Genomic DNA, 23,881 nt, shown 5'->3' on the forward strand with positions numbered 1-23,881 from the left:
CACGACTGAGAGGTGAAAATGGACGATATTGAGCAGGTGCAGGTGCGCATTCAATATGCTTTTGGTGATGTCAAATTATTGAATGAGGCCCTGACGCACAGTTCTTATGCAAACGAGTCGCCCGGAAGAGGCCAGAGCAACGAGCGCCTGGAGTTTCTGGGGGATGCGGTTCTGGAGTTGTGCATTACCGAGGAACTGTTTGTTCGCTATCCGGAAGCCAACGAGGGTCAGTTGACAACGTTTCGGGCCATGCTGGTGAATGAAGGAGTTTTAGCGGGGCTGAGCCGGAAGTTGAAGATCGACCACGTCCTTTTGCTGGGGCGTGGCGAAGAGAATCAGGGAGGGCGGCAGCGTCAATCGCTGCTCAGCGACGCTTTCGAGGCGCTTCTTGGAGCGATTTTTCTGGATGGGGGATACGCGGTGGCCAAGCAGTGGGTTCTGGAGCGGTTCGCCGGATTGTGGCCCAGGCAGATGGAACTGTCCGTGGAAAAGGACCACAAGACCAAACTCCAGGAGCTGACCCAACAACATTGCCGGGATCGTCCGGTGTATTATTTGGAGGGAAGTTCAGGACCGGAGCACGAGCGGACGTTTCATGTCCTGCTTAAATTACCCACTGGCGAGGAGTTTCGGGACTCGGGCAGCAGCGTCAAAAAGGCCGAGCAGAATGCCGCCCGTCAAGCCATGGTATTCCTCAAGCAAAGTTGACCCCCCGTCCAGGATCGTTTTCAGCCCCCGAGACGTGCGTCTCGGGGGCTGAAGTTTTTCAGGAGGTCAGCCGATGTCAAGGAGACTCCAATTCGTGCCGCTGATGCGGCTCAAGCGGTTGCTCGTGATTAGCCGCTGATGAGCTGCATGGCCATCCGAGGCAGGGAATTAGCCTGGGCCAGCATGGCCACCGCTGCCTGGGTGATAATCTGGTTGCGGACGAACTCGGTCATTTCCAAGGCCACGTCCGCGTCGGAAATTCGCGACTCCGCGGCCTGTAGGTTTTCGGCCTGGATGGACAGGTTGGTGATGGTGTTGGCCAAGCGATTCTGCAAGGCACCGAGGCTGGCGCGGATGTTGTCCTTGGAGAGAATGGCGTTTTCCAGAGCGTCGAGGGCGAGCTGAGCTCCCTCTTGGGTGGAGATGGAAAAACCTGCTCTTCCTTCAAGGTGAGAGGCGCTTCGATAGTCTCGGTTTGCCGCATTGCCGACCCCGAGAGCTGATGCCGTGGAGTTACCGATGGCAATGTAGTAGTAGTCCTCGGCGCTGTTGTTGGATGGCCCGAAGTGAATTTTCAAAGGACCACTGGAGATAAGGCCGGCGCCGTTATGATCTCCACCCCAATCCGCTGGGTTTCCAGAGCCTGTGGAAAGATTGCCGTTCAGCAGGTAAATTCCATTGAACTTCGTGGCATTGGCGATTCGGGTGATTTCCGAGGCCATGGCTTGATATTCCGAGTCAATGATCAAACGCTGATCGGAGTTGTAGGTGCCGGTGGCCGCCTGGGTGGCCAGTTCCTTCATCCTGATCAGCTTCTCGTCAATGACGGCCAGGGCGCCGTCCGCGGTCTGGATCATGGAAATGGCGTCGTTGGCGTTGCGAATGCCTTGTCGCATGGAGGAAATCTCCGCTCGCATCAGTTCGCGGATGGCTAACCCGGCGGCGTCGTCCGCGGCGCTGTTGATGCGTAATCCCGAAGAAAGCCGCTCCGTGGACGTCCCGAGTCTGCCATAGGCGGCGGACAGGTTTCGAGCGGCGTTCTGTGCCATTAAATTGTTGTTGATTGTCAGAGCCATAGCTGAACCTCCTAAAAGGGTGACATCGTGATGCCCAGCTTTAAGCAAGGAGGGTGCCAACAGTGTTTAGTTGTTTTTTTCCATGGTGTTACTTTTTTATGTGGTGCGCTAAGACCTGTTTTGGAGACGTATATGCGCTAACAAGGTGATTCTCTTGTCAGTACTCATTGGCGGAATGGTGGTGTCGAATTTTATTGTTTAATTCTAAATTTTTATGGTGTCATTGTGCTTTTGGCGATCATCACTTCCGGAGAGGCTTCCCGTGTCATTGTCATGACAATGGGCTGAAAATATTGCACGCCGGGAAGAAAATATTTGTTTTGAACGTTGCTTTTGAGGATTGTCGGGAGTCCCGCTAAAGATTTTCGGGCAATGGCCGATAAGAATGTTAAAGCGCAGATAGTGTTTTGGCGTCCCTGTTGGTTGGACAGCCCTTCCCCGACATTTGATGAAGTAGTGAGGATACAGCCATGCGTGTGGAAAATACTCTTGAGACCCGCTCATATGTGTCGGGCGACCTTGGGGTTGCTCATGTTTTGAACGTGCCCGAAGGCGACAAACTCGGCATCCTCAACCATGAAAAGGGTCGCGATGAACATAAGGGCGATGATCCTCGCCAGAGAGGAAAAAGCGCCTTGATGGAGGCTATGGACGTGGCTGAGGAGCACTTGAGGGGAACTGGATTGAATATTCGCCTGAAAGTCACGGACAAGAGCGAGCGGCTTCAAGTGGAGGTGTTTGATCCGAAAACCAAGGAAGTCCTGCGGCGTTTTCCCCCGGATGAAATCATCCGGCTGGCTGAGTCCATTGAGGAAATGGCGGGCTTGATCGTGGACAGATCGCTTTAGGGCGTCCATTTGAGACTTGGTGCCGGTGAAGGCTCGAGCGTCGGTGACTTTTCGTGCTGGAATGTTCTTCCTTGTAGGGACACCGGGAATAGGATAGGGAAGCATTCATGCCCGGAATAGACCTGCATACCCATTCAACGGCCTCGGACGGCACCCTGTCGCCCACGGAATTGATCCAGGCGGCGAAGAACGCTGAACTGGAAGCTATTGCGCTTACCGACCACGACACCACCAGCGGTCTCAAGGAGGCCGCCGCCGCGGCTGATGCCATGGGAGTGGATTTTATTCCCGGCTGCGAGTTGAGCGTGGTTTCCCAGAACGGCAACATGCATATTCTGGGTTACTGGATACCCACCGGCCCCAGCAAGCTGAGCGAGACGCTGCGCTTTTTGCGGGACCGTCGGCACGAGCGCAACCATCTGATCATGGCCAAGCTCAAGGCTCTGGGCATGGATATTTCTTACGACGACGTCCTGGCAGTATCCGGCGGGGATGCCGTGGGCCGTCCGCACATCGCCCAGGTGATGCATGCCAAGGGCTACGTTCGTGAGCTGAGTGAAGCATTCAAGGACTACCTCGGCTCTGAGGGCAAAGCCTATGTTCCCAAGGAAAAACTTGGACCCCGACAAGCCATCGAACTCCTGAAGTCCGTGGGCGCGACAGTGGTGTTGGCCCATCCGTTCCTGCTCGGGCTGATGGGGGGGGATTTACGCGGCGTGTTGAAGCAGCTCAAGGAATTTGGATTGGATGGCATTGAAGCCATCTATACGCTGCACCGGCCGGATCAGACACGACTTTATCTCGACATTGCACGGGAAATGGATTTTCTGGTCACCGGCGGTTCCGACTTCCACGGCGCGGTCAAGCCGAACGTTCGGCTGGGCTCGGGTTTCGGCGAGCTGTTCGTCCCCGCTTCCTTGCTGGCGACCATGAAAGAACACCGAGCCAAGCTCGGTCTGCCCGTTTAGCGGTCGTTCAGTCCCTGTCCATCGTCTGGTCGTCATCCAGCCTGCATTTGGGCACGGAAAGTTTTTCCGGTATATTTCTTTCGACTTTCTGACACCTCTTTCTCCTCGCCTTCATGTCGTCATCCCCGTTCCGTCCGGAACTGTTGGCCCCCGCTGGGAACCTTGTCAAACTGAAGGTCGCGCTGCGTTACGGCGCGGACGCCGTTTACCTTGGTGGATCGGCTCTGAATCTCAGGGCCGGGGCCGGAGGTTTTGATCGGGACGCCTTGCGTCACGCGGTGGCCCTGGCCCGGTCCGTGAACGTTCGCGTCTATTATTGTCTGAATGCCTTTCCCCTGGAAACCGACCTGGATGCTGTTCGCGAAGTCCTTACGATGCTTGGTGAATTTCCCCAGGACACGCGGGTCGATGGCCTGATCGCGGCCGACCCCGGGGTATTCTCCCTGGCTCGGAAGTTTTTGCCGGACATGCCTCTGCACGTCAGCACCCAGGCCAATACCGGCAACAGCGCGGCAGTGGAGTTCTGGCGGGACTTGGGGGCAAGGCGCGTCAACCTGGCCAGGGAATTGACCTTGAAGGATATTCGCGGCCTCCGACGGGCTGTGTCGGAGAGAGCACCGGGCATGGAACTGGAGATGTTCGTGCACGGGGCCATGTGTCTGGCCCTGTCCGGACGCTGTTCCCTGAGCGTCCACCTTAACGCCCGCTCGGCGAACAAGGGCGGCTGCACCCAGCCCTGTCGCTTCGCCTACAAGCCTCGGGCCCTGGCCCTGACCGTGGAGGAGCAGCTCCGCCCCGGAGACGTTTTGTGGGAGGTACTGGAAGGGGAGGACTTTACGGCTTTTTTCAGCCCTCGGGATCTGTGCCTGGTCAAGTATCTGCCCTGGCTCCAGCGCAACGGCGTCGACGCCTTGAAGATCGAGGGCCGGATGCGTTCCGCCGCGTATGTCGCGCTGACCTGCGACGTGTACCGTACGGCTTTGGACGAGTTGGGCCGAGGGAAATTCAGGCCGGACCGTTACCTGCGTGAACTCGGGACCGCATTGCACCGGCCCATGGATTCGGGTTTTTTCCTGCCCGGCGCTCCGGCCGTGAGGGCCAAGCGTTGGGAGTGCGGCGGCGACATGACCATGGTCGGGCATCTGTTGCGGCAGGATGGACCTGGTCGCTGGACGGCCCAGGTTCTGGATCGCTGGGAAGCGACCGGCTCCGTGGAACTGGTCCTGCCTGGCCTGCGTCGGCCGATGCTGCGGCCCGGAGAGTACGGCCTGGAAAACGAGCGGGGGGAAACGATGCGTTTGGTTCATCCCGGACAACGGGTGGTGCTGCGCTGCGAGCATCCGGAATGCTCGCCGGATATCTTCCTGCGCCAAACCCAGGACCTTTCCAGGAAACAGCCGCGATGACCACCCAGACCACCCTGACCCGTCTGTCGCCCTTGGCCACGATATCAGGGCATGTTCGCTTTCAGGCCATTGGCCGACGCATGCTGGAGCAAAAGGCCGTGGACGCGACTCGAAACCCCCGGCTGCGGGAAATGCACATCCTGCATGAAGGCGACCACGACCCCCTGCACCGGATGCTCAACGCGCTGCAACCCGGAACCTACGCCAGACCCCACCGTCATCTTGATCCGCCCAAGTCCGAAGGATTCGTGATCCTACGCGGCGCGGCGGGCATTGTGCTGTTCGAGGAACGCGGCGCGGAAATATTGGAAGAGTATATTTTGCTGAGTCAAGCGCGGGGCGAGCTGATAGCCGACGTCCGGCCCGGCGTCTGGCATACGATCCTGGCCCTGGAACCGGACACCGTACTGTACGAGGTCAAACCCGGTCCGTACTCTCCGGTGACGGACAAGGATTTCGCGCCTTGGACCCCGGATGCGGGCAGCGATGGGGCTGCAGACTATATCCGCGGCCTGGAACGTCGGTTTAGGATTGCTTGCGGATTGAATGGGGGAGCTGGTCGCTGATCATCCCGCGGCCATCTGCTCAAGGCTCGCCTTGTCCAGCAACCTGATGGTCCGCCCCTGAACCTCGATCACCTCATTGTCCGTCATTTTTTTCAGCGTCCGGGAGAGTGTTTCCGGCGTGGTGCCCAGCAGGGTGGCCAACTGGCCTTTGGTCACGTCCAACTCGATCCGGTCCGCGTGGGTCAGCTCTTCGCTGGCATGCAGCAGATAGGCGGCCAGTCTGGCCGGACTTTCCTTAAGGGACAGGCTTTCCACCAGCTTGGTCAACTGACGCAACCGCCTGGACAGATCGGCCAGCATGATCATGGCCAGGTTCGGGTCGTTGGCCAGGAGGCGGCGAATGGCCCGTCTGGGGAAAAAAAGCGTGCGGGTTTCCCGCAGGGCATCCGCGTTGGCCGGGTAGGCTCCGCCGGAATAGACCGGCACCTCGGCAAAAATTTCACCCGGACCGACAAAATGGAGCACCTGTTCCTTGCCCTCGAAGGACAGTTTGTAGATCTTCACCTGCCCTGAAATCACTAAAAAAAAGCCCGCCGCATCATCGCCTTCCGAAAAGATCAGATCCCCGGGGCGATAGGTTATGGGCTCGGCAATTCTGGCCAAAGCCTGAATCTGGCTTTCGGGCAGTCCCTGGAAAACCGGGCTTTGGTTGAGCAATGAAGCGGTCTCGTCATCCATGGAGTTTCCCTCCTTGATTGATCATCAAACCGACTGTTCCGCGCCGACGAAGCGGATGCCGTATTTTTTTAGAAAGCAGATCGGATTGTAGGAGAGCTTGGCTTTGCGCAGCCCCTCGTCGTCCAGGTCCTGCTCCCGGTTGACGTATTTGAATCCGCTTGCCGCGTCGGCCAGGAACAGGTTGTTGATGGCCTGGTAGACGCCCTTGACCCCGGTATTGCCTTTTTCGAAGTGGATGACCACGGTGTCGGCGGTCAGCGCTTCGGCTACGGTATAGGCGACGATTTCGCCTTCGACCTCCAAAGCCCCGCCCATCAATCCAGGGATGGAATCCCATTCTTGGAGCACGCGTTCGATGGCCGTGTTTTCAGCCTCCAAGGCGTGGGAGTCCGCGCATTCCTTCCAGGTGCACCAGTTGGACTGCATCTCCAGTACGCGTTCCACGCAATCCATGTCCAGGGCGTGGTACACGGCGCGGTAGTTGCGTTGAAACTGGCGGAGCAGGTTTTTCTTCTTGTGAAAACGGTTGCCCTTGAGTTCGATCAGCTCCGGGACTGAATAGATGTAGTCCCACTGCCCCGGGGCCTCGGTCCGGATCATTCGCTCCCCGAACGCTTCGTGCCATATTTCCGTCAGTTTCTCGGGAACGCGATGGAATGCGGCGTTGTACAGCCAGGGCCGAAATGCGGTCCAATCCACACCCTCCCAATCCCCCACGGGAGCCCAGAGCAACGGCTCCGGGCGCCGTTGCCGCAGCCAGACCAGATTCTCTTCAAAACACCACTCCAGGCCATATTCCACGGCCCAGCCGAAAATGTTGGCGAAGCTGTAGTCCGACGTAATTTGGGGGCAACGGGCCAGGAAGGTCAGGTAACGCTCCTGATCTTTCAATGTGATCTGCTGGAACTCAAGCGGCATGGTGGCGGATGTGGTTTTTTGTCTCATCATGGGCATGTTGACGGTCATGGTTTGGAGTGGTCGGTTGATAAAGCGGGATCACGTCGACGTCGGGCGCGTTGCGGTTATGTGCGTCAGGGAGTCCATTCCGTGGACCGGAGGTCCGTGCTTAAGTTGGCGATCAGAGCGGCGACCACCAAGCGATGGATTTTTCGGGCCGCTTCTGGGGTGATATTCTCCAACTCCATAAAAGCCTTCGGGGTAAGTAGAGCGATTTGTACAGCGGACTCAGCTTGGTAGCCGTGGGAGGAACGCCAGGGGCCGTAGGCCGCGGGTTCGCTGAAAAAAGTGCCTGGCCCCAAGGTCCGCAACGTGCTGCTGCCTCCCGAGGCATCGGTAACTCGTTCCAGAACCGCGCCTTGGCGTACGAACATCATTCCCGGACCAAGGTCGCCTTGGCCGAGGAGCGTTTGGCTCGGTGAGAAGCTTCGAGGCTCGAGATAGGGCCAGATTGTGTCCAGCAGGCTCTCGATTCGTTCCTGACGGTCCAATTCAGACAATAGATCGTCCGCCACGGTGTCGAAGAGTTTGTCCCGGTCGCGCTTGGCTTGATTCGATTGTTCGGTCATGGCGGCGTGAGCGAAGTGGATAATGTCGTCCTCGCACCATTCCAAGGCCGCGTTGACGTCAGGAAAGATTTTGCATGATCGGGCCAATTCCTCCCCGCCGATCTGCCTGAGCAGGTCCGTGAACAGGTCCGGCGGCCCGGCCAGAAGAAACGCGACGTTTCGGGAGGACATTCGCTGAGCCAGCCGGACGAAGTTGTTGACCGCGGAGACGTCGAATCCGGAAACATTCTGAAAATCGACGAGAATGTAGCGCGTGGAGTCGTCATGCAGCGCCTCCATGACGGACGTGGTCAAGGAGTTCACGGAACCGAAAAAGAGAAAGCCGTTGAGCTTGAAAAGACGCGCGCTGCGTCCATGGACGGTCAGCAAATGCTGGTGAGGAATCGGACGGGATTTGCGACTGCGGGTCCGGGAAATGTTGGAGACGGCCTCGATCGCGGGGATGCGGCTGATTTTGGCCGTGAACAGGGCCACCGTGGCCAAAAGGCCCAACAGGACGCCATGGGGATAGCCGAAGATACCGATGGTCGCGAAGACGGCGAGCACCACTGCGTAGTCCGGGCGGGGCATACGTTTTCGGGTATCCACGATCCAGTCGGAAATAAAGAACAACCCGATCAGGAGCAGGAAGCCGCCCAAAAGGGCCTTGGGAAAAATGGAAAGAACCTGTCCGCCGAAAAGGAGCGTCCCGGCCAGGACCAGCGCGGCGGTCAGTCCGACGATGCGCGTGTCCGCGCCGGTTTTGAAACCAAGCATGGACAGGCTCAACGCACTGTACCCGGCATGGGATCCGGTCAGGGCGGCCAGGGCGTTGCCCCCGCTGTTGACCAGCAGCTCCCGGTTCAGGTCCAGATCGCGACGGGCGGCCAGTTCGATGCCTCCGGTGTTCAACAACAGACCGAGCAAGGCGATGAACGGGATGACGGCCAAGGTGGGGACTTCTCGTGCAAGCGCGGCCCACTGGACGTGTTGCAGATCCATTGGAGTGAATGGAGGCCAGATGTTGGCCGAGGAGAAGGAGGAAAAAAACAGGCCGAGCTCCCGGGCTTGGGCCATGTCCAGGCCGAGAAGCGGAAGGGCCGCATGGTATAGAACCAAGGCTACGACCATGGAGCCGGGGAGGATCAGGAAATGGGACCAGCGGCGCAGGCCCAAAAAAAGCAGCCCCGCGTAAACGACTCCAGGCGTCCAGAACGGGAGGATTTCCCGGGACAACAAGGATGGCAGGGCGTCCCACGACAGGGACACCCCGGTCATCACCTCCAGGCTCCCCTTGGTCAGCAGCCATCCGGTCCCGGCCAGAAATCCGGCCACCACCGGATAGGGCATGAAACGGATGTAATCGGCTAACCTCTTTTTCGCGGCCAGGAAGAAAAAGGCGGCCGTGGCCAGGGTGGAAAGCATCAGGGCCGCCACCACGGTGATGAAGGCCTCTTCCGTGTGGCCCGTGCCCAAGGTGGCGGCGATTCCCGCCGCCGCTCCGGTAAAAATGGCCACCGGCGCATCTTGGGGCAGGTTGACGGTGGGACGAAAACCGCTGAACAGGGCCGTCACCGCGAGCAGCACCGCGCCTCCGGCCAAGGTCAACCCCATGCCGCGCTGGGCGTGGAATTCCAGTGGGCCGGAAAAGATCATCGCGGCGAAGGAAATTTGGATCACGATCGCCATTAGACTGACGACCAGCCCGATGCTGATGCCGGCCATGGCCTTGGGCGATCCCAGGTCTGTCAGGATATCACTTGGAAATAAGGAGGTTTTGGGCATTGGATACGAGGAGAGTGGTTTGGGCTGAAGAAAGCGGTCTCTGGCTTGATCAATTCGTTAAAACCGCATGGCGTGTAATTAGGCCCGAATCAGGGATTGCGCAAGGATGCCTCCCGTGGATCGGCATGGTTCGTTTGTGATTTCCTTACGCCCTCTTGCCAAACCCAGAACGATCATTATAGTAGAGTTTCCCTTTCGGGGGCGCCCTGGTTTCGACGGGGATGATGAAACCACGGCTGCAGGCCGAGGTGCTGCGAGGCCTCGTAAAACACGCAGCAGGCATTCAACTGCCAACGATCACGAATACGCCCTGGCTGCTTAAGACAGCCAGCGTTTCTCCGGCCCATCGCCTGGTAAGCCGATAGAAGCGACGACACTTCAGGCTGGCGTTGATTCCTTTGTTCGTCGGGAGTCAAAGCGAGACACAGACGAACTGGCCGCGGGGCCGCCCGGACAGGGGCACTCCCCAAGGCGAGAACTTAAACCTGTCCTAAGCCTGTAGACGTCGCTGGCGGACCGTTCTCGGACGGGGGTTCGATTCCCCCCGCCTCCACCACTTCACTAAAAGCCAACCCATCACTTCGCGTCATTCGCGGGGGGGTGGGTTTTCTTTTTTTCCTGGATTATCAGCCGATTTGTCTCAAATCGGCAAAGATTGTTCGCTTAGGATGTACCAAAGAACTACACCCCGATGGAGAGCTGCTACCAGCAGGGCAAGACGGCAGAGGGCGACCCGCTTTTCGACGCTAAAAAGGCCAGAAATTGCTGCGTCGCTACCCTAAAGCCCATGCGAGTCCGTCATGGCTTCGAGCTCAAGAAGACGTTTTGCCAGTATCACGGCCTCTTCCCTGGTCGTAATCTCTCCGGCATCCTGGGCTTCTTGCAGATGCCTGAGGGTCCGGCCCAGGAGCGGGCCGGGGGACAGGCCTTGGGCCAGGAGGTCGTGGCCGTTGATCAGGGGGGCGACATTGAAGGTCGTCCTGGTCTGCTCCAGGTATTCCCGGATCAGGGCGACGCCTCGTGCTTCCTGGGCTTGGTGCTCCTGAAGCGAGCTGCCCGGACCGAGGGTGGCGCGGACGTCGGCGAGGCAGAGCAGGATTGCCGGGATCAGGTCCGGGCCGAGGCGGCGCATCCAGCGCAACCGGGCCTTGAGCTTTGCTTCCGGTCGCAGCAGAACGCCTACGTGGAGGTGCTCGCGGATCAAGCCGATGACATATTTACTCTCCGCGGATGACAGCCGCAGCCGGGAGGCGATGGATTCGGCCATGGTCGCTCCCAGGGCGTCATGGCCGTAAAAGGTAATCCGCTCCGTGCTCTCTTTGGTGGACCGGCGTCCTTTTGTTCCGGGCTTGCCGATGTCGTGCAGCAACACGGCCAGTTTCAGCCAGGGCAGCCGCCAGCCATGCAATGCGGCGAGGATTGGCTCTTCAAGCTCGCCAAATACGGCGCTAAGCTCCGCGAGCAGGGCTTCACATTGACCCACCGCGGCCAGGGAGTGCTCGAACACGTCCAGATGGTGGAAGTGGTTCTGGCCGCATCCGCGCATCTCCCGCAACTCCGGAAACAGAACGCCCAGCACTCCGGCCCGGTCCATCTCCGCTAACAACCGCCCGCCCCCCGGACATTCCAGAATTAGTTGCAGCTCGGATCGAATCCGTTCTCCGGATATCCTGGCCAGGGCCTGGGCGTGTCGCGTCATGTCGTCCAGAGTGGCCGGTTCGATGGTCCAGCCCAGTTGCGCGCGCAGCCGGAATCCGCGCAGGATACGCAGCGGATCTTCGACCAGGCTTCGCGGCCCCGTGCGGCGGATCAGTCCTTGGAAAGCATCCAGTCGGCCCGAATGCGGATCAAGCAATTGCCGTTGCCAGGCGGTGCTTTCGGGAACCTCGCTCATCGGGGAAGCCAGAGCATTTGGAAGCAGGCCGAGGGGCAGGGCCATGGCGTTGACCGTGAAGTCCCGCCGCCCCAGGTCTTCCAGAATGTTCCGCCCGTGGATTTCCGTGACGTCCAGAAAGACCGAGCCGGGCTGGGTTCCGGTTTGGTCGGCATCTCGCGGGACCACTCGAAAACTCGGCGGATCGTGGTTTCGGCCCAGAGGCACGAAGCAGGCGTTCAGAGCCTTGGACAGCCCAAGTGCGACGGTTTGGGCGTCGCGGCATGCAAGGTCCAGATCCTTCAGGGAACGACCCAGCAGCAGGTCGCGGACCCCGCCGCCCACGAGAAATATATCGTCCGAGGGCAACGAGGCGTGTTGCAGGCCGCTCAGGAGGTTTTGGAGCGACGGATGGGGAGTAGGGGGAGAAGCTGTTCGGGACATGGCGGCGTTATCGCTACCACGTCCCGGAATGGGCGGTAAAGCTGAAACCCGGCTTTGCGCTGTTTAGAGCTTCTGACAACTGTGTTTGATGTTCTCGCCCTTGTCGATGAAAATGACGTTTTCCGAAATGTTCACGGCTAGGTCGGCCACGCGTTCGAAGCAGTGGGAGGCCAGCATGGCGTGCACCGAGCTTTCCGCGGAAGGAGTGTCGCTGATCATGTTGTCGATGAGTTTGCGCAGGATCAGCACGTCCAGTTCGTCCACTTCTTCATCCGAAACGCAGACATAGCGGGCCATTTTTTCATCATGGCCGCGAAAGGCCTTGATGGCGCTCTTGTACATGTCCAGGCTGACCTCGGCGATGCGGAGGAGCATTTCCGCGCTGGGCAGCGGCGGGCGGTTGGTCAGGAGAATGGCCCGCTCCGCGATGTTCACGGCCTGATCGCCGACCCGTTCGACGTTTCTGGCGATCCAGTTGCCGCCGATGATGAAGCGCAGGTCCCTGGCCACGGGCTGGGAAAGGGCGAGCATCTGGAGCGCCATCTCGTTGATTTGGCACTCCAGTTGGTTGATTTTCTTGTCCTCGTCGATCACTTCCTCGGCAATTTCAATATCACGCTCGGTGAGCGCTTTGATGGCCTTTTCCAGGCTTTCCTGGGTCGCGGCGGCCATGACCAGAATGTGGTCGTGCATTCGTTGCAATTCTTGATGGAAAGGGAGTCGGGTTTGCATATGTGTGGTCTCCGGGGATAGCTGGGATCGTCGCGATTCAGCGCTGGCAGCCGGCCTTGATGTTGACGCCCTGGGTGATGAAGATGACGGACTCGGCGATGTTCGTGGACAGGTCGGCGATGCGCTCCAGGGAACGGGCGATGAAGATGGAGTGGACGCAGCGTTCGATGGCCGGGGCTTCGTGGACCATGTAGTCGATCAGGGCCTTGATGGCTTTGACGCCGTCGGTGGAGGCCTTTTCGTTCATCCGGCAGATTTCCAGGGCCAGGTCGGGATTGTCGTTCAGATAGGCGGAAATGGCTCCGGAAAGCATCTCCATGGCCGTGCGTCCGAGGTTTTCCATGGCCGGAAAATAGGGCAGAGGAGGGCGACTGCTTAAAAAGAGCGAGCGCCTGGCAATGTTATAGGATTCGTCCCCGACCCGTTCCAGGTCGAGCCCGATGTTCAAGGTCCCGACGATGTACCGCAGGTCCTTGGCCATGGGGTGGTCCAGGGCCAGCAGTCTCAGGGCGCTCTGGTCCACTTCCAGTTCCAACATGTTGATCTGTTCGTCCCCGGCCATTATTTCCTTGGCCAGGGCGGTGTCGCGTTCGAAATACCCGCGCTGAGCCTTTTCCAGGGCCTTTTCGCAAAGGGCTGCCATGTTAGTGGCCGAAGTCTTGAGTTCATCAAGGCGCTTGAGAAAAAAACTGGTCATGAATGTCTCCGAAATACGGTTTATCGCTGAAAGCGGTAGCCAACGCCGCGAATGGTTTCTACCCACTCGGCATAGGGACCGAGTTTTTGCCGCAGTCGGCGAATGTGGGTGTCCACGGTTCTGGAATAGCCGCTGAACTGGTAGCCCCAGACATTGTTCAGGAGTTGATCGCGGTTGAGCACCTTGCCTTCGTTGTGGATCAGTTCCGCGAGCAATTTAAATTCCGTGGCCGTGAGATCCGTGTCCATGCCGTCCACGTACACGCGGTGTCCGTCTTCTTCGATGCGCAAGCCTTCGCGTTCCCAAAAGCTTTCATTCGGCGCGTCGTCGTGTCTGCCTCGCCGCAGTACGGCTTTGACCCGTAGGACGAGTTCCCTGGGGCTGAACGGTTTGGTGACGTAATCATCGGCCCCTAGTTCCAGCCCCACGACTTTATCCACTTCCTCTCCCTTGGCCGTGAGCATGATCACGGCCACCTCGCTGGTGGTCCGGTCCCGCTTCAGTTCCCGGCAGACCTCGAAGCCGTCCAGGCCTGGCAACATCAAGTCGAGCAAAACCAAGTCCGGCTGGTGGTGGCGGACCATTTGCAAGGCCTCCATGCCGCTGGTCGTGGAGAAAACCTCATACCCCGCGGATCGGAGATGGTATTCCAACAGGTTGAGGATATCCGCTTCATCTTCGACAATGAGGATTTTTTCCTGGCTCATGCGCTTGGTCCTTGACTTCGGGCGATGGTGAATTGAGAGATTCTAACGGGCCTCGGTGACGAGAGTGTTGAGGTTTTGTTACAATTGGGTGAAGTATGCAGTCATGCCGGACCCTTTTTTATTTCTGACGTGTTCGGAGAAAGGAGTCAACTTGCAACCTGCTATTTATGATTTGGTCACGGAAGGTGAAAGCATGAGAAATTGTTGCGAAATGCTTCGACGAGAGGTAGTGTTGCAATAGCAGGTTGTCTGGGGTTTCTATTTGCAATCAGTTGCTTCGGGGCTAAAGAAGGGATCGCTCGGGAATGTCGTCCGCGCAGTCCAATGGACTCATCCGCTATAACGCTGAATATGACTGGAGGGCAGGCTTCATGAAACGTCTTTGTGCTCTCATCTCCCTGGTGATGTTGCTCCTGGCGGCTGCCATGGTTGGCGCGACGGAAAGTCTTTCTCCGGAAGAGGAAGCGTATTTGCGCGGTTTCAGTCAGGACTACTTCAAGATCACCAGTTCGATATTCGTTTCTTTCACTTCGCAAACCGGCGTCACCCAGGGAGGGTTTGTTTTTGACGGCGAAGCCGGGGACGACTTCAAGATGGATGTGGTCAAGGTGCCGCTGAGGTACTACTTTGCTCCCCCGGAAAGCCGGACCCGACCATTTTTGAAATTCTCCTACGGCTACGCACGAACTTCCATTTCCTATCAATCTTCGGCTCTTTTTCCCGAAGACCGGGACGTCAAGGATCGAGATCGCAGCCGGACCCACAGCATCAGCCTGACTCCGGGCGTGAAATGGGAATACCTGCCCGGTTTTTTCATCGAACCCACTCTCGGTTTCGCGTACAGCCACATCCAATACAAATACGACTACAATACCCGCTTTATGCGGGAACTGGTGGCGCAATATCCCTCTCTGGACCGTGACCTTTTCAACACAACCGTTGATCTGTACTCCATCAGCCCCGGTCTCCGACACGAAATCGATTATCCGTTGGGGCCGGGGATTTTGGGTTTTGATCTTCAGTATGCCTATGTGTACGCCAAGCCCTGGCGCTCGAAAAGCAAGTATGCCGACTTTACCGTCCACAGCGGCTTTCTGGGAACCACTCTCGATTATGAGCTTCCCACCGGCCTGACCCTCTGGGACAAGGATTTGGCGATCAAGCCCTTTCTGACCCGGACGGATTTGTTCGCTGATTTCAGTGAAGGGATGGAGATGCACCACTTCTACGAATTCGGCCTGGGGTTCATTCTCAACGTGGGCGATTTCGGCAATCTGTTTTCCCGCATATCACTGGGCGGGTCGTACATCACCGGAGAAGGCATGCGCGGCTGGAAGTTTGGAATCAATTTTATCTGATCCAGCGGGTCTGCTGTCCCGGATGGCAGAGGCTAATCCTCGAAGAGCGCTCGGTTGCTCATCAAGTGGACTTTTGCTATTCTTATCAACTTTTAGTTTGTCTAATCTTACGGCACGCCAAGGAGATGATCATGGCCCGCAAACCCGCTGTTGAGCCGCAAGACGCCCGCCGGGAGGCGTTGCAGACCGCGCTGACGACGATCGAACGCAAATACGGCCAGGGCTCGGTGATGCGCCTGTCCGACGACGCGCATCAGGCCATTGAGGCCATTCCCTCGGGCTCCATCGGCCTGGATCTGGCCTTGGGCATCGGCGGGATTCCACGCGGTCGGGTGACTGAAATTTACGGACCGGAGTCTTCGGGTAAAACCACTCTGGCCCTGCACATGATCGCCGAAGCCCAGAAGCTGGGCGGGGTGTGCGCGTTCATCGACGCGGAGCACGCCCTGGACGTGACCTATGCCCGTCGTTTGGGCGTCAAGACCGACGAACTGCTGATCTCCCAGCCGGACTACGGCGAACAGGCCCTGGACATCGCGGACATGCTGGTCCGCTCCGGCGGAGTGGATTTGATCGTCATCGACTCCGTGGCGGCGTTGATTCCTCAGTCCGAATTGGAAGGCAACATGGGCGAGACCCAGGTCGGCTCCCAGGCTCGGCTGATGTCCCACGCCCTGCGCAAGCTCACCGCGACCATCCACAAGTCCAAGACCTCGGTTCTGTTCATCAACCAGATCCGGATGAAGATCGGGGTGGTGGGCTACGGCAGTCCGGAAACCACTCCCGGCGGCAACGCCTTGAAGTTTTACGCCTCGATCCGCCTGGATATCCGCCGCATCCAGACCATCAAGGACAAGGACGAGTCCGTCGGCATCAAGGCCCGGGTCAAGGTGGTCAAGAACAAGGTGGCTCCTCCGTTTCGGGAGGCCGTGTTCGACATCATGTACGGTACTGGCATTTCCCGGGAAGGGGAGATTCTGGAATTGGGCGTGGAGCACAAGATCGTTGACAAGAGCGGGTCCTGGTTCTCCTTCGGCTCCGAGCGCCTGGGACAGGGCTACGAGAACGTCCGGGCCTTCCTGCAAGAAAATCAGGATTTGCGCCAATCCATTGAAGACCAGCTTTTGCGTCATCTGGGCATGACCGAGGAGGCCGGCGCGCCGGATTCGCCGGCGGAGCAGAACGCCCCGGAAGCCCCATAAACATTCCATCCCCCGGCATCACCATCTCAGGAGCACCCAAACGTGATCACCGCTGAATCCATCCGTCAACGCTTTTTGGACTTTTTTTCCCGCAACGGCCATGAGATCGTGGCCAGTTCCTCCTTGGTGCCCCGGGAAGACCCTTCGCTGCTGTTCACCAACGCGGGCATGGTCCAGTTCAAGAAGGCCTTTCTGGGCCAGGAGAAGCGCGATTCCCTTCGGGCGGTCAGTTCCCAAAAATGCCTGCGCGTGGGCGGCAAGCATAACGACCTGGAAAACGTCGGGCGCACGGCTCGGCACCATACGTTTTTCGAAATGCTCGGCAATTTTTCCTTTGGCGACTACTTCAAGACCGAAGCCGTGGACTTTGCCTGGCGGTTTTTGACCGAGGAACTGGGACTGCCCAAGAAACGGCTGTACGTCACGGTGTTCCGAGAGGACGACGAGGCCGAGGAGATCTGGAAACGGGTGGCGAAGGTGCCCGGAGAGCGGATTTTCCGGCTGGATGAGAAGGACAACTTTTGGTCCATGGGCGACACCGGGCCGTGCGGTCCGTGTTCCGAAATTCTCATCGACCAGGGCGAGGCCATGTCCTGCGGACCGGACTGCGGCATCGGCAAATGCGACTGCGACCGGTATCTGGAGATCTGGAATCTGGTTTTCATGCAGTACGAGCGCGACGCCTCCGGGACCATGCACCCTTTGCCCAAGCCGAGCATCGACACCGGCATGGGCCTGGAGCGGATCAGCGCGGTCTGTCAGGGTGTGTACTCCAACTTCGATTCCGACCTGTTCACCCCGCTGATCGCCCAGATTTCCGAACTGTCCGGAAAGAACTACGGCGCAACGGAGGATGGGGACACGGCCATGCGCGTGATCGCGGACCATGGCCGGTCCGTGGCCTTCCTGGTGGCCGACGGGATCGTGCCTTCCAATGAAGGGCGCGGCTATGTCCTGCGCCGCCTGATTCGCCGGGCCTTCCGCTTCGGGCGGCTGCTGGGTCTGGAGGGACCGTTTCTGCACAAGGTCTGCGACCATGTCTGCGCCATGATGGGCGGAACCTTCCCCGAGCTTCTGGAAAACCGGACCTTCATGGGTCGGGTGGTAAGGCAGGAAGAGGAGCGGTTCGGGCAGACCCTGGACAAGGGGCTGAAGCTGCTGGCCGAGGAACTGGAAGCCCTGACGGGCCGGGGCGAGCGCCGGGTTTGCGGAGAGACCATCTTCAAGCTGTACGACACCTTCGGCTTTCCCCTGGACATTGTCCACGACGTTGCCGGGAAGCAAGGCTACGACGTGGACGAGGCTGGGTTCCGGGAGTGCATGGCCGAGCAGAAACAGCGGGCCAAAAAGGCCTGGAAAGGCAGCGGGGAGAACGACCCGACCGTGCTGTTCGGTCACCTGTTGGAAGCCGGCCTGACTACCCGGTTCGTGGGCTACGACGATGTCGCGGCCCGAAGTCGGATCACGGCCCTGACCGACATTGGCGGCGAGAGCGTGGAGAAGCTGACGGACGGTGCTGAGGGGTGGCTGGTGACCGCGGCGACGCCCTTTTACGCGGCTTCCGGCGGTCAGGTGGGGGATCATGGCCACGTGCGTTCGGCAAGCGGCATGGCCGAGGTCACGGACGTCGTCAAGCTCGGCCAGGATTTGGCCGTCCAGCGGATCGCCGTGCGCGAAGGCGAGCTTTATCTGGACCAGGAAGTTGACCTTTTGGTCACTGAAGCGACCCGCCTGGACACCGCCCGACACCACACCTGCACCCATTTGCTCCAGGCCGCTCTGCGCAAGGTCCTGGGCGAGCATGTCCGCCAGGCCGGTTCTTTCGTTTCCCCGGAAGTGCTGCGGTTCGACTTCACCCATACCATGGCCCTGACCCCCGAGGAATTGCGGGCCGTGGAGGACGAGGTGAACCGGGCCATCCTGGACGACATTCCTCTGGACGTGGTCGTGACCACGCCGGAGGAAGCCCAGCAGCGCGGGGCGTTGGCCTTTTTTGGTGAAAAGTACGGCAAGGAGGTCCGGGTGGTCAGCGTGCCCGGAATTTCCACGGAACTGTGCGGCGGAACCCATCTGCGCTCCACGGGCCAGGCCGGCAGCTTCGTGATCCTCTCCGAATCCGGGATCGCCGCCGGGGTGCGTCGAATTGAAGCCTTGGCCGGGACCAAGGCTCTGGAACACTGGCGCGGCCAGTCCGCATTGCTTCGGGAAGCCGCGGGGCTGCTCAAGGCCGTTCCGGCGGACTTGTCCGGAAAGATTCAGAACCTGTTGGCCCAACACCGGGATTTGGTCAAACAGAAGGAAGCCCTGGAAGGGCAACTACGTTCCGGCCAGGGCGCGGACCTGGCGGCCCAGGTCGAAGACGTGGCCGGGGTCGCGCTTTTGGCCACGGCCGTGGAAGTCAAGGACGTTAAGGCGATGCGGGAGATAATGGACGATTTGCGCTCCAAGATCGCTTCCGGGGTGATTGTCCTGACGGCCCAGGCCGACGGCAAGGCCATGCTCATCGTGGCGGTGAGCAAGGACCTGCACTCCCGGTTCACGGCCTCCAGTCTGGTCAAGGAATTGGCGCCCCTGGTGGGCGGCAGCGGTGGGGGGCGGCCGGACATGGCTCAGGCCGGCGGCAACGATCCTGGTGGCATTCCTCAAGTTTTAGAACGCGTCCGACACTTGATCGCCGGTTGATCTGGGCATCTCAATGAGCAACATCCTTTCTGTCCGCGTCACCTCCGGAAATCGCCTGCTTCAGTTCCGCTCCGAGCCCTATGTGGTCTCTCAGGGCGATCATGTCCTGGTCCAAGTGCAGGGCGAGCTGCATATGGGCAAGGTTGAACGGATTACGCCCCTGGTTGGGAGCGAAGACGGGCCGGAACGGCTCGCGCCGGAGGATGTCGAGGCCCGCGAGAATTTGAGCGACCAAAATGATGAAGTGGGCGGCGAGGTTGAAGCTGACGTGGAAAGTGCCTCGGAAGGGGTTTCGGACACTGCTGCCGACAGTATTTTGGGCGGTGCTTCAGATAAGGAAGCCGAATGCGACCGGGTTGCGGGTTCCACCGAAAACAGCGGCATGCCGTCCATTTTTCGTCCGGCCACGGAAGAGGATCTGATCCGGGATCGGGAAAACCGGGAATTGGCTCGCAATGCCTTTGCCTACTGCCGGGAGTGCATCGGGGAGCGCGGCCTGGACATGAAGCTGGTGGACGTGGAAGTGCTGTTCGACGGCAGCAAGATGGTCTTCTACTTCACAGCGCCCAACCGGATCGATTTTCGGGAACTGGTCAAAGACTTGGTCCGCTCCTATCGCACCCGGATCGAATTGCGCCAGATCGGGGCTCGCCATGAAACCCAGATGCTCGGCGGCCTGGGCAATTGCGGACAGTTGGTCTGCTGTCAGCGCTTTTTGCGGCAGTTCGCCCCCTCGACCATCAAAATGGCCAAGGAACAGAATTTGTTCCTGAATCCGGCCAAGATTTCCGGGGTTTGCAACCGCCTGTTGTGCTGTCTGAGCTACGAGCAGCCCAATTACGACGAATTTTTGAATCAATGTCCGAAGGTGGGCAAACGCTTCCCTACCTCCTTGGGAACGGCCAAGGTGATCCGGGCCAATTATTTCCGCCGTACCGTGTCTGTTTTCATGGAGCCCGGTGGAGAAAGGGAAGTGGATCTGGAGGAATGGAAACGTCTCATTTCCCCGCCCAGGGAGAGAGGGGAGCCGGAGCGCCGCGAGTCTGGGCCTCGGACCGAGAGGCCGGAAGGGGCCGGCGTTGAACCGCCGCGAGTGGTGTCCCGGCCCGTTGCGGCTTCTGAACCCGTAACGGCGGATGCCACCGCTCACCAGGTCGAAGCTCCCCAGGCGAGTCCGGAAGTGAACCGTCCATCCCCTGGGCCGTCCCGAAAAAAGAACAAACGCTCCGGGCGCAAGGGAAAGTCTCGACCGGATGCGTCGCGGCCTTCCGATTCAAAGCCCGCAAAAAAAGAGCCTGCCGTGGCTGATTCTCCCAAGGGCGAGACCATCCCCGCCACGCCGGGCAAGTCCAAACGCCGTTCACGCTCGTCGCGACGCAAGCCCAAGAAACAATCCGGTCCCCCCAAGGAGCAGAGCTGAGGCCGCCGCATCAACCGCGAGAAAGTTTCGCGTCCTTGGAGACGCTCCTGGCTTCTGATTCCTGGCTCCTGAATACTGACTCCTGACATCCGCCTTCGGAGGTATCCCCTTGCAACCCTTTTTTCTTTCAACGCCCATTTATTACGTCAACGCCAAGCCCCATCTGGGGCACGCCTATACCACGGCCGTGGCCGACTCCATGATCCGCTTCCAGAAATTAATGGGACGCAGGACGTTTTTTCTGACCGGCACGGACGAGCACGGGGATAAGATCGTCCGGGCCGCGGAGGCACGGGGTGTGTCCCCCCGGGAGTACGTGGACACGGTCAGTGCCCAGTTTCAAGGTCTGTGGGACGCTTTGGGCTACGGCTACGACGATTTCATCCGGACCACCCAGCCCCGGCATGTTGAGCGGGTGCAGCGTTTTTTGCAGCGCATTTACGACCAGGGAGACATTTATCACGGTGAATATGGCGGGCATTATTGCTTCGGCTGCGAACGATTCTATACGGAGAAGGAACTGCGTGATGGGCTTTGTCCGGATCACCTCACCGCGCCGGAATACATTCAGGAAAAGAATTATTTCTTTCGGATGTCCAAGTACCTCGGACCGCTACGCGAACATATCGAAGCCAATCCGGACTTCATCCGGCCGGAACGCTACCGCAACGAAGTCCTGGGGCTGCTTCGGGAGGATCTGGGCGACCTGTGCATCTCCCGGCCCAAGAGTCGCCTGTCCTGGGGCATCGAGCTGCCCTTTGACCCGGAATACGTGACCTACGTCTGGTTCGACGCCCTGCTGAACTACATTACGGCGCTGGAATGGCCGGACGGGGAGCGATTCGCCGCTTTTTGGCCCCAGGCCCAGCATTTGGTGGCCAAGGACATCCTCAAGCCCCATGCCGTGTTCTGGCCCTGCATGCTGCTGTCCGCGGGCCTGCCGCTGTATCGTCATTTGAACGTTCACGGCTACTGGCTGGTCCAGGACACCAAGATGAGCAAGAGCCTGGGCAACGTGGTGGAACCGTTGGATTTCGCGGAAAAGTACGGACGCGGTCCGTTTCGCTATTTCCTGCTCCGGGAGATGCAGTTCGGCCAGGACGCCAATGTTTCGGAAGATGCGTTGCGCACGCGCTTCAACGCGGACCTGGCCAACGACCTGGGCAATCTGTTCAGCCGGGTCCTGAGCATGACCCACAAATACTTTCAGGGCCGGATTCCCGCGCCCGGAAAGATCCGCCCGGAAGAGGAGGATCTGCACGTTTTGGCCTCGGAATGCCTGGAGAATTTCCAGGCCCAGTTTCACCGCTTCCAGTTTTCCACGGGGCTGGAGTCCCTGTGGGTCCTGGTCCGGGCGTTGAACAAGTACGTGGACGCCTCCCAGCCCTGGGCCCTGTTTAAGCAGGAGCAGACCGACCTGTTGGGCACGGTGATGTATACCCTGCTGGAAGGCATGCGCAAGGTTGCCGTGCATTTGTGGCCGGTGATGCCTGAGGAAAGCGAGGCCATGCTGGCCCAGCTCGGCCAGCATGTGGACGCGGAACGCTGGCCGCACCTGGCCGACGAGACCTTGCGGTGGGGCGGTCTGGAACCAGGAACCGAAGTGGCCGCGTCCTCCAGCCTTTTTCCCCGCCTGGAAACATCGAAGGCCGAGAAGTCTGAAGACAAGCAGGCCAAGCCCGCTCCACGGGGCCAAGCAGAAAAAATGGATCGCGGGAAGAAGGAAGCGAAAACAGATCAGCAGCAAGGCGACGCAGGTGAACTGCTGGAATTCGCCGATTTTCAGCGTCTGGATCTGCGGGTGGGCACGGTGGTCTCGGCCGAACCGGTGCAGGGGGCGGACAAGCTGCTCCATTTGTACGTGGATATCGGGGAAGACGAGCCGCGGAGCATCGTGGCCGGTATCGCCCAGCACTGGTCCCCGGACAACCTTGTCGGCCGTCAGGTCGTGGTGGTGGCCAACCTCAAACCCCGCAAACTGCGGGGTGCCCTGTCCCAGGGCATGGTCCTGGCCGTCCACGCCCCCGAGGGGCTGCGCCTGCTGGCCCCATCGGACGCCGTACCGCCGGGCAGCAAGGTTTCGTAGGCTGTTGGTTTCCGAGAACTGATCAGAAGAAAGACCGCAATTGCTCAATAAGCCCGAGCAGCTTCGTCTGGACCCCGGCCTGCGCCGGGGTGACTTTACGAGGAGGCTCTACCTGCATTCAGTCATTCCGGCGAAGGCCGGAATCCAGGTCTTTTTGGCTTTTCGATTGTCCAGGCACATTGTCCGATTACGAAAGACGTCATCACGCGAAGGGTATCCGGAATTCCGGATGCCCTGTTAACGCATTTTCGGCAGAAACCGCAGGCCGAAGCGTTTGCGGATGCGGTGGATGATTTCCGGGCAGGCCTGGTGAGGGTTTTCGGGGATTTCCGGGCGAGGCGGCGAGGCGGTGAAAAACGGGGTTTCCCGGAGCTTGGCCTCGTAGGCGTGGGCCAGCAGGACCGGCATGGAGAGCACGTCCGCCGCGTTATAGGCCAGCAGGGTTTCCAGTGCCCGTTCATCGCCGGTGGCTTGGTATTCGTCCCAAAGCAGCACGGCAAAGTATCCGTCCAGTCCCTCCAGATCGTTCCGATCCAAGCCCATCTGTTTTTCGCAGGATTTCAGCCCGCCTTTCATTCCCAGGGAGCGCAACACGAAACGCAGGTCTACGTGAGCCTCGGGCAGCGGAGTCCGGAGTTCGCGCTGGATGATCGGGGCGTCGAAGCAGCGGCCGTTGAAGGTCACCAGCAGGGAGTATTCCCGGATATCGTCGCAAAACGCTTCCAGGTTACGGCCGTGGACGTAGGTTAGCAGGCGTTTGCCGTCGAACAGGGCGATGGTGGTGATGTGCACCTGCCCCGGTCCGCTGGTGGTCTCGATGTCCACGAAGGCCGCGCGGTCTTTGAAATGCGAGCACAGCCGCCAGGTTTCATTCCGTGGCAGACGTTGGGCAAACCAGTCCGATTCCCCGTTGCCCAGCCGGTCCTCTGATTCCGCCAAGGTCTCCAACGCGACCTTGGAGAACAGTTTCGGATGTCGTCCGCCATTGGTCCGGGCTTCTTCCCAGGACGGGATGCCGGCATCCCATATTTTTCGTTCCGTGACATTGCCGATGCGGGGGAGGTGGCAGAAGGTGTTGGTAAGCATACGGGCCTTTGCGTTGCCGTGAGGGGGGAGGGGGAGAGCAAAGCAAGGCCGTCA

19 protein-coding genes and 1 other RNA gene are annotated in these 23,881 nt (G+C 59.4%); 11 read left to right on the plus strand and 9 right to left on the minus strand.

All coding sequences use genetic code 11. The annotated features are described in order from the left end of the window. The first annotated feature begins 18 nt into the window (after positions 1–18). Positions 19–708, plus strand: a complete 690-nt coding sequence (rnc, locus tag GY33_RS0114605; protein WP_031388044.1) for a ribonuclease III — start codon at positions 19–21, stop codon at positions 706–708. A 128-nt stretch (positions 709–836) separates the two neighbouring features. Here rnc and GY33_RS0114610 read toward each other — a convergent pair whose 3' ends face one another. Then, complete coding sequence (locus tag GY33_RS0114610) at positions 837–1,784, minus strand: flagellin N-terminal helical domain-containing protein (protein WP_031388045.1); 948 nt, start codon at positions 1,782–1,784, stop codon at positions 837–839. A gap of 470 nt (positions 1,785–2,254) precedes the next feature. Between GY33_RS0114610 and GY33_RS0114615 the strand changes: the two genes are divergently transcribed. The 4 genes from GY33_RS0114615 to GY33_RS0114635 all read left to right on the plus strand — a co-directional run bounded on the left by GY33_RS0114615 (position 2,255) and on the right by GY33_RS0114635 (position 5,572). Further along, a complete protein-coding gene (locus GY33_RS0114615; RefSeq protein ID WP_031388046.1) occupies positions 2,255–2,632 on the plus strand; it encodes a flagellar protein FlaG in 378 nt (125 codons plus the stop codon). A gap of 107 nt (positions 2,633–2,739) precedes the next feature. Next, positions 2,740–3,600 carry a PHP domain-containing protein gene (locus GY33_RS0114620; protein WP_031388047.1) on the plus strand — a complete coding sequence of 287 codons (861 nt, stop codon included), beginning with the start codon at positions 2,740–2,742 and terminating at the stop codon, positions 3,598–3,600. A gap of 113 nt (positions 3,601–3,713) precedes the next feature. Next, complete coding sequence (locus tag GY33_RS0114630) at positions 3,714–5,006, plus strand: peptidase U32 family protein (RefSeq protein ID WP_031388048.1); 1,293 nt, start codon at positions 3,714–3,716, stop codon at positions 5,004–5,006. Continuing rightward, a complete protein-coding gene (locus tag GY33_RS0114635; RefSeq protein ID WP_031388049.1) occupies positions 5,003–5,572 on the plus strand; it encodes a WbuC family cupin fold metalloprotein in 570 nt (189 codons plus the stop codon). The genes GY33_RS0114630 and GY33_RS0114635 overlap by 4 nt, the downstream gene beginning before the upstream one ends. On the opposite strand, the gene GY33_RS0114640 is transcribed toward GY33_RS0114635, so the two are convergent. The 3 genes from GY33_RS0114640 to GY33_RS0114650 form a co-directional block, all read right to left on the minus strand. Beyond that, complete coding sequence (locus GY33_RS0114640; RefSeq protein WP_031388050.1) at positions 5,573–6,250, minus strand: Crp/Fnr family transcriptional regulator; 678 nt, start codon at positions 6,248–6,250, stop codon at positions 5,573–5,575. A 24-nt stretch (positions 6,251–6,274) separates the two neighbouring features. Continuing rightward, complete coding sequence (locus GY33_RS0114645; RefSeq protein WP_326923850.1) at positions 6,275–7,204, minus strand: DUF2156 domain-containing protein; 930 nt, start codon at positions 7,202–7,204, stop codon at positions 6,275–6,277. A 77-nt stretch (positions 7,205–7,281) separates the two neighbouring features. Next, positions 7,282–9,480, minus strand: a complete 2,199-nt coding sequence (locus tag GY33_RS0114650) for an SLC26A/SulP transporter family protein (protein ID WP_161788482.1) — start codon at positions 9,478–9,480, stop codon at positions 7,282–7,284. 257 nt (positions 9,481–9,737) lie between these two features. On the opposite strand from GY33_RS0114650, the gene ssrA reads away from it, so the two are divergent. Then, positions 9,738–10,096: a transfer-messenger RNA gene (gene ssrA / locus GY33_RS20635) on the plus strand. 222 nt (positions 10,097–10,318) lie between these two features. On the opposite strand, the gene GY33_RS0114655 is transcribed toward ssrA, so the two are convergent. From GY33_RS0114655 to GY33_RS0114670, 4 genes are all read right to left on the minus strand, one after another. Beyond that, positions 10,319–11,857 carry a CCA tRNA nucleotidyltransferase gene (locus GY33_RS0114655; protein WP_084185199.1) on the minus strand — a complete coding sequence of 513 codons (1,539 nt, stop codon included), beginning with the start codon at positions 11,855–11,857 and terminating at the stop codon, positions 10,319–10,321. Positions 11,858–11,920: 63 nt separating this feature from the next. Further along, entirely contained in the window at positions 11,921–12,589 is a 669-nt protein-coding gene (gene phoU, locus GY33_RS0114660) for a phosphate signaling complex protein PhoU (RefSeq protein ID WP_031388054.1), read from the minus strand. A 37-nt stretch (positions 12,590–12,626) separates the two neighbouring features. Continuing rightward, entirely contained in the window at positions 12,627–13,286 is a 660-nt protein-coding gene (phoU, locus tag GY33_RS0114665; protein ID WP_031388055.1) for a phosphate signaling complex protein PhoU, read from the minus strand. 20 nt (positions 13,287–13,306) lie between these two features. After that, positions 13,307–13,993 carry a response regulator gene (locus GY33_RS0114670; protein ID WP_031388056.1) on the minus strand — a complete coding sequence of 229 codons (687 nt, stop codon included), beginning with the start codon at positions 13,991–13,993 and terminating at the stop codon, positions 13,307–13,309. A 371-nt stretch (positions 13,994–14,364) separates the two neighbouring features. Here GY33_RS0114670 and GY33_RS0114675 point away from each other — a divergent pair, with 371 nt between their 5' ends. From GY33_RS0114675 to metG, 5 genes are all read left to right on the plus strand, one after another. Next, the gene (locus GY33_RS0114675) at positions 14,365–15,351 is read left to right on the plus strand and encodes a Solitary outer membrane autotransporter beta-barrel domain (RefSeq protein WP_031388057.1); all 987 of its coding nucleotides are present in this window, start codon (positions 14,365–14,367) and stop codon (positions 15,349–15,351) included. A 131-nt stretch (positions 15,352–15,482) separates the two neighbouring features. After that, a complete protein-coding gene (recA, locus tag GY33_RS0114680) occupies positions 15,483–16,553 on the plus strand; it encodes a recombinase RecA (RefSeq protein WP_031388058.1) in 1,071 nt (356 codons plus the stop codon). 42 nt (positions 16,554–16,595) lie between these two features. Next, positions 16,596–19,235 (plus strand): alanine--tRNA ligase, encoded by a 2,640-nt coding sequence (gene alaS / locus GY33_RS0114685; RefSeq protein ID WP_031388059.1) that lies wholly within the window; start codon positions 16,596–16,598, stop codon positions 19,233–19,235. 13 nt (positions 19,236–19,248) lie between these two features. Further along, the gene (ricT, locus tag GY33_RS19325; protein ID WP_035272389.1) at positions 19,249–20,655 is read left to right on the plus strand and encodes a regulatory iron-sulfur-containing complex subunit RicT; all 1,407 of its coding nucleotides are present in this window, start codon (positions 19,249–19,251) and stop codon (positions 20,653–20,655) included. A gap of 109 nt (positions 20,656–20,764) precedes the next feature. Then, positions 20,765–22,741: a methionine--tRNA ligase gene (metG, locus tag GY33_RS0114695; protein ID WP_031388061.1), complete on the plus strand. Its 1,977-nt coding sequence runs from the start codon at positions 20,765–20,767 to the stop codon at positions 22,739–22,741. 237 nt (positions 22,742–22,978) lie between these two features. Here metG and GY33_RS0114705 read toward each other — a convergent pair whose 3' ends face one another. After that, positions 22,979–23,827, minus strand: coding sequence for a ribonuclease H-like domain-containing protein (locus tag GY33_RS0114705; RefSeq protein ID WP_031388062.1), 849 nt, complete (start codon positions 23,825–23,827; stop codon positions 22,979–22,981). Positions 23,828–23,881: the final 54 nt, after the last annotated feature.

Source organism: Desulfonatronum thiodismutans, assembly GCF_000717475.1.
Classification (GTDB): domain Bacteria; phylum Desulfobacterota; class Desulfovibrionia; order Desulfovibrionales; family Desulfonatronaceae; genus Desulfonatronum; species Desulfonatronum thiodismutans.

Bases quoted from the DNA above. Each gene is read 5' to 3' on its own strand.
- rnc (WP_031388044.1), top strand. From the start codon at position 19: ATGGACGATATTGAGCAGGTGCAGGTGCGCATTCAATATGCTTTTGGT.
- GY33_RS0114610 (WP_031388045.1), bottom strand. From the start codon at position 1,784: ATGGCTCTGACAATCAACAACAATTTAATGGCACAGAACGCCGCTCGA.
- GY33_RS0114615 (WP_031388046.1), top strand. From the start codon at position 2,255: ATGCGTGTGGAAAATACTCTTGAGACCCGCTCATATGTGTCGGGCGAC.
- GY33_RS0114620 (WP_031388047.1), top strand. From the start codon at position 2,740: ATGCCCGGAATAGACCTGCATACCCATTCAACGGCCTCGGACGGCACC.
- GY33_RS0114630 (WP_031388048.1), top strand. From the start codon at position 3,714: ATGTCGTCATCCCCGTTCCGTCCGGAACTGTTGGCCCCCGCTGGGAAC.
- GY33_RS0114635 (WP_031388049.1), top strand. From the start codon at position 5,003: ATGACCACCCAGACCACCCTGACCCGTCTGTCGCCCTTGGCCACGATA.
- GY33_RS0114640 (WP_031388050.1), bottom strand. From the start codon at position 6,250: ATGGATGACGAGACCGCTTCATTGCTCAACCAAAGCCCGGTTTTCCAG.
- GY33_RS0114645 (WP_326923850.1), bottom strand. From the start codon at position 7,204: ATGCCCATGATGAGACAAAAAACCACATCCGCCACCATGCCGCTTGAG.
- GY33_RS0114650 (WP_161788482.1), bottom strand. From the start codon at position 9,480: ATGGCCGGCATCAGCATCGGGCTGGTCGTCAGTCTAATGGCGATCGTG.
- GY33_RS0114655 (WP_084185199.1), bottom strand. From the start codon at position 11,857: ATGTCCCGAACAGCTTCTCCCCCTACTCCCCATCCGTCGCTCCAAAAC.
- phoU (WP_031388054.1), bottom strand. From the start codon at position 12,589: ATGCAAACCCGACTCCCTTTCCATCAAGAATTGCAACGAATGCACGAC.
- phoU (WP_031388055.1), bottom strand. From the start codon at position 13,286: ATGACCAGTTTTTTTCTCAAGCGCCTTGATGAACTCAAGACTTCGGCC.
- GY33_RS0114670 (WP_031388056.1), bottom strand. From the start codon at position 13,993: ATGAGCCAGGAAAAAATCCTCATTGTCGAAGATGAAGCGGATATCCTC.
- GY33_RS0114675 (WP_031388057.1), top strand. From the start codon at position 14,365: ATGAAACGTCTTTGTGCTCTCATCTCCCTGGTGATGTTGCTCCTGGCG.
- recA (WP_031388058.1), top strand. From the start codon at position 15,483: ATGGCCCGCAAACCCGCTGTTGAGCCGCAAGACGCCCGCCGGGAGGCG.
- ricT (WP_035272389.1), top strand. From the start codon at position 19,249: ATGAGCAACATCCTTTCTGTCCGCGTCACCTCCGGAAATCGCCTGCTT.
- GY33_RS0114705 (WP_031388062.1), bottom strand. From the start codon at position 23,827: ATGCTTACCAACACCTTCTGCCACCTCCCCCGCATCGGCAATGTCACG.